The organism is Bradyrhizobium sp. MI1.4 (assembly GCF_055811315.1).
This window is the reverse complement of sequence record NZ_JBVVPP010000006.1, coordinates 1-5,000: the sequence shown is the minus strand read 5'-3', so window position 1 is coordinate 5,000 and position 5,000 is coordinate 1. Positions and strand designations below refer to the sequence as shown.

Sequence of the window (5,000 nt, the reverse complement as noted above, 5' to 3'; positions counted from 1 at the left end):
CGTGTTCAAGCCGAACGGCAGCGACGTGCCGAACGTGAAGGCGGGGTTCTTGCCCCAGTAATAATACAGCGCGGTGTTGCCCATCTCCACCGTTCCGTTGGCGACGGCGTCGAGCACCTGCAGGCCCGGCACGATCTCGCCGGCGGCGAATGGCTGGATCTGGAAACGATTGTCGGTGATCTCGGCAACGCGCTTGGCGAAATACTCGCAGCCGCCGTAGAGCGTATCCAGCGCCTTCGGCCAGCTCGCGGCGTATCGCCATTTGATCTCGGGCATCGACTGCGCGATCGCCGGCGCAGTGACGGCACTGGCGGCGAGGCCCAATCCGCCTGCCGTCAGGAATTTACGACGTTCCATGCGCTTCCCTCCGTTAAGTCGATGCTTCGACCAGGGACCGATCTTGGTGTCGTCTTGTCTTCGTCGACGCTCGACGTTGTCTGTTGAGACGTTGTGGCGTTTCCGAACGGCCCTTGCGGGCACTCGAAGATGGAATTCCGATCGTTGCGGTTCCGCGGCGAGGATGACCGGGCGCTTCGCCGGAATCAAGCCTCACGGGCGCCTCGCAGGTGCGAACGCCGGCCTGACGCAAGTCGGGCCTGCAAGCGATCTGCTATTCGGTCATTCAAAAACCAGGGAGGCTCGCGCATGACGGGCAAGAAAATCGTGGTCGCCGGAGCGAGCGGTCTCGTCGGCAATGCCGCGTTGCGACACTTCGGCGTCTCGGGCGGGTGCGATGTCATTGCCCTGTCCCGGCGGAAGCCGCGCGACCTCTACGGTGCCCGTCATGTCCCGATCGACCTGACCAGCGCAGCGGATTGCGGGCGTGCCGCCTCGGAACTGAGCGGCGCAACGCATCTGATCTACGCCGCGCTCTACGAGGCGCCGCAGCTCGTCGACGGCTGGCGCGACCCGCAGCAGATCAAGACCAACGATTTGATGCTGCGCAATTTGATGGGTGCGCTCGAGCCTGTGGCGCCCGGCCTCAGGCACGTCGCCCTGCTGCAGGGCACCAAGGCCTATGGTGTCCACGTTCGCCCCTTGACCGTGCCGGCCCGCGAAGGCCGCTCCGAAATGTACGAGCAGCCCAACTTCTACTGGGCGCAGGAAAACTTCTTGCGCCAACTCCAAGCCGGCAAGGCTTGGCATTGGACCATCCTGCGGCCGGTGCTGATCGTCGGCCTCGCCATGGGGGGCGCCATGGATTTGATTCCACCGCTCGGCGTCTACGCGGCGATGCTGCGCGAGCAGGGCAGGCCGCTCGATTACCCCGGCGGCGCCCCGCGGGTGGGGCAGTCCGTCGACGTCGATCTCCTCGCCCGCGCCATCGCCTGGTCGGGAGAGGCCGAGGCCGCGCGGAACGAGGCCTTCAACGTGACCAATGGCGACGTCTTCACCTGGGAGAACATCTGGCCTGCGGTCGCGGATGCGCTGGAGATGAGGCCGGGTAAGCCGGTCCCGCTGTCGCTCGCCAGGGCGTTTCCATCCTGGGTCGACCCCTGGGATGCGCTGCGCCGCAAGCACGATCTTGTGTCGCCTGCGTTGGCCGAATTTGTCGGGCTCTCGCTTCAATACGCCGATTATAGCGTGCGCTTCGGCCAGACCGAATCCGGTCCGCCCTCGATCGTCTCGACCGTGAAGATCAACCGCGCCGGCTTCACCGAGATGATGGACACCGAGGATATGTTCCGGAAGTGGTTCAGGCAGGCGAAGCAAGAGCGACTGCTTCCCTGACCGAGAGCCAAAGCGGATATGTCCGGGATCGTTGCCCAGGTCAGACTGTGACCCGGAGCGGTCCGCTGGCCGAGCCGGTTCGAACGGCTTCAGATCTGGCTTATCTGAGCGTGTGTCGCAACCACCGTGAGGGACGGACATCACCTAGGACGGCGATCCTCTGTAGCGGCGAAAAGTCGACTTTCCACAGATCAAGTTCAAACAACTCGTCGCGCTGGCCGAGGTTCAGCGCGACCGACACCAGCACTCCATCGGCATCGTCGAATTCGCATTCGCCAATACATCGGCCGAAACGCCGATCTGCCGCGCCGACAAAGAGAAGGCTACCCATCCCACCGTCGTTCATTTCCTCGACGAGCCCAAAATGGTCCTGCAAGGGCGAATGCTGACCTAGAATAAAGGCAACCAGATCACGCTCTGCGGGGGTGAGTGGGCGTGGCATCTTCTTTCTCGTAGCGGCTGGCTCTATCACGCTGCGAATCCTTATTGATCCAAGCTAGGTTGGCTCGTTCAACAATGTCAGCAGAGAACGAGCTTTGACTAAATCTGCAGTGGCAAGTCCCTCGGAGAAACGAACGTAAAGGGGCGCTAGCAGCTCCCGTGCCTCACCGATACGCGACTGCTTCTGCATCAGGGATGCCAGAGTTGTCGCCGTCCTGAGCTCCCAGGATATTGCGCCTTGGCGGCGTGACCACTCGAGAGAGTGATTGAGGTGCGCTTCGGCCGACACGAGCGCCTCCGCGCCACCTTGATTGAGCGCCAGGATACCCTTGATGCGCAGCAGTTCAGCGACGAACCAGCGGTCCTCGTTCCTTTCCGATTGAGCCAGCGCCCTTTCGATCGTTGTATTGGCTCCGCGGTGATCGCCGATATCAGACTCACCGAGTGCGAGATTGCCCAGAAGGAATAAATAGCGGCTTTGAAAGCCGGTCGGGGGGAAGCCACTCAAGCCTTCGCGAAGCAGGGCAAGGCCCGCAGCGGTGTGGCCACCCTTCATCTCCAGAATACCCGCATAACAGCGGCCCCATACTCCCATTGCTCTGAACGTCGCTTCTCGATGAAGCATAGTTGAGATGAGCGCTTCCGCAGCATCAAAATTGCCGATCTCAAGCGCTAGAGGGCAAGCGCCGAAGGCAATCGCATAGAGAAGAGAAAAATCGTGTCCAAGTGCCGTCGCATGATCGAAGGCGTGTTTGCCGACCGCGGCTGCCTGGTCCGGAAAACCCAACAGCCAAAGCGTTTGGCTGTAGTACGTTCGGGCAGCCACATGTTGATCAAACTGATATCGCAGGGCGTGCATTTGCCCTGGCGGCGCGACGTAGCCTGCCAGCATTTTTTCCAGATGTCGCCGGGCGCCGGCTTGGTCCCCTAGAATGTGCCGCGTCACTCCCAAAATCCGCTCTCCGACGAAACGATCAGCGACATCGATAGCGCCATCAGGCAGGTTGACGAATTTTTCGGCGATCTGCAGTGCACCGGGGAAATCGCCTCTTAGGTATCGCCCTATCCAGAGACCCCATAAGCTCCTCAGCCGATATTCGTTGTCGTCCAGTTCTTCAGCCAATCGGGATACACGCAACCACGCATCGTCGATGATCGCAGCGTCCCCGGTCGATTCCATATGCGCAACCGCCAAAGTGAAGAAGAGGCGGAGCTCCCGGCGCGCGTCACGACCCAGCTTTTCGTCGATTTGGAAAACCGCTTGCTCTGTCCGCTCCCGACATTCGTCTATGAGCATATGATGAATCCAGACCGGTGCGGCAGCGGCCGTGAGGTCGAGCGCTAGCAGCGAATCACCAGACTTGCCATGCGCCCAGTCGAGGGCAACGCGGATCTCATCGATCGGCCGACCATTAGTGGCAACCGATGCTTCGGTCAGATTGTTGCTTCCTGCCCCTTTCAGGGACCGAACGAGCTTGGAGGCAGACGCATTTTCGCTCTTCCGGAAACCGGACAGCTCGACCCCAATCCGCTCGAATAAAGTTAAATGATAGACAGCATGACGGCGAGCAACGAGGTTTGCATCATCGCTTCTGGCCAACTGTTCCTGCACATACCCGCGGGTGGTATCCAGCAATCGGTATAGCGGGATGGCGAGACGAGCGTTCGCTGTCAGAAGTGACTTGGCGGCAAGACTGGCAACGGACTCGATCACCTGCGAATCGTCCAAATCATCTCCGGCCGCGATCGCGAAGGCAGCCTCGATCGTAAACGGCCCAACGAAAACAGATAGTCGGCGCAGGATAATCTGCTCAAGCTCCGGCAAAAGATCGTAGCTCCAGTCGAGCGTTGCAGCCAGAGTCTGGTGTCGCGGCAACGCCGTTCGCCGGCCTCGCCAGAGCTCGAACTTGTGGTCGAGGAGCCGCAAAACGTCATGGACTCCGTAAGCGTCCACACGACCAGCTGCGAGTTCGATTGCGAGGGGGATTCCGTCGAGCTTTCGGCAGATCTCGGCCACGACCGGTGCATCGACGTCGTTGAGTATGAACTGAGGCTGACTTGCTGTAACGCGTTCGACAAAAAGCTGTACTGCAGCGTATGCCATCGCCTCTCGTGCATTGGGACCCTCAGGCGGAAACTCGAGGGGAGCTATCCAATGAACGTGCTCGCCTCTGACCCGCAAGGTTTCACGGCTTGTTGCCAAGATGTAAACTTGCGGCGTTTCCTCGAAGATGGTTTCTGCCAGCGCAGAAGCCGCCTCAATCACACGCTCGCAGCTATCGAGCACCAGCAAAACTCGGATGTCTCGCAGTGCGGCCAGAAGGCCGGGGATAGGATCGCGATCGTCAACGGCAAGTCCGAGCGCCGAGCCGATCGTACCCGCCACGAGATGCGGATCAGAAAGTGAGCCCAGGTCAATAAGGTGAACCAGATCGGCAAACTCTGTAGTGAGTTGGTGGCCGACAGATATTGCCAGAGTTGTTTTTCCGATCCCGCCCGGACCGACAATGGACACGAATCGTTCGGCCATAAGATGCGAGGAGATCGCTTGCACGGCGTCGTCCCTGCCAATCATCCTGCCAAGGCGATTCGGAAATGTTGAGCGTCGACCCGATTTTGCGATTTCAGCAACAGGCTTGAGCGTTCGTGAGACAGGCGCCACGAAGCTATACCCTTGTCCTGGCACGGTCGTGACATACGTCGCTCCGGCCTCTCCATCGCCGAGCACCTTGCGCAAGCCCGCCATATGAAGTCGTCCGTGAACAAGGTTCTAAGCGATTGAGCAGGAGTCTCTTTTTCGGATTCGAGGCGGTTTGAGATTGCAGGGA

4 protein-coding genes (1 of these 4 running past the window's edge) are annotated in these 5,000 nt (G+C 60.2%); 1 reads left to right on the top strand and 3 read right to left on the bottom strand.

Annotated features, from left to right (window positions below; genetic code table 11):
• Positions 1 to 357: the start of a TRAP transporter substrate-binding protein gene (locus AC0L23_RS08755; protein ID WP_085385474.1), read on the bottom strand. 732 nt of this gene lie to the left of the window's left edge; 357 of the gene's 1,089 nt are visible here — the first part of the coding sequence; it begins with the start codon at positions 355 to 357; its stop codon lies beyond the left edge, outside the window.
• Positions 358 to 645: 288 nt separating this feature from the next.
• Here AC0L23_RS08755 and AC0L23_RS08750 point away from each other — a divergent pair, with 288 nt between their 5' ends.
• Positions 646 to 1,731, top strand: a complete 1,086-nt coding sequence (locus tag AC0L23_RS08750; RefSeq protein WP_473356815.1) for an NAD-dependent epimerase/dehydratase family protein — start codon at positions 646 to 648, stop codon at positions 1,729 to 1,731.
• Positions 1,732 to 1,831: 100 nt separating this feature from the next.
• Here AC0L23_RS08750 and AC0L23_RS08745 read toward each other — a convergent pair whose 3' ends face one another.
• Both AC0L23_RS08745 and AC0L23_RS08740 read right to left on the bottom strand, forming a co-directional pair.
• On the bottom strand, positions 1,832 to 2,173 hold the full coding sequence (locus AC0L23_RS08745) for a DUF6984 family protein (protein WP_026232500.1): 342 nt from the start codon (positions 2,171 to 2,173) through the stop codon (positions 1,832 to 1,834).
• A gap of 54 nt (positions 2,174 to 2,227) precedes the next feature.
• The gene (locus tag AC0L23_RS08740; protein ID WP_473356814.1) at positions 2,228 to 4,918 is read right to left on the bottom strand and encodes an ATP-binding protein; all 2,691 of its coding nucleotides are present in this window, start codon (positions 4,916 to 4,918) and stop codon (positions 2,228 to 2,230) included.
• Positions 4,919 to 5,000: the final 82 nt, after the last annotated feature.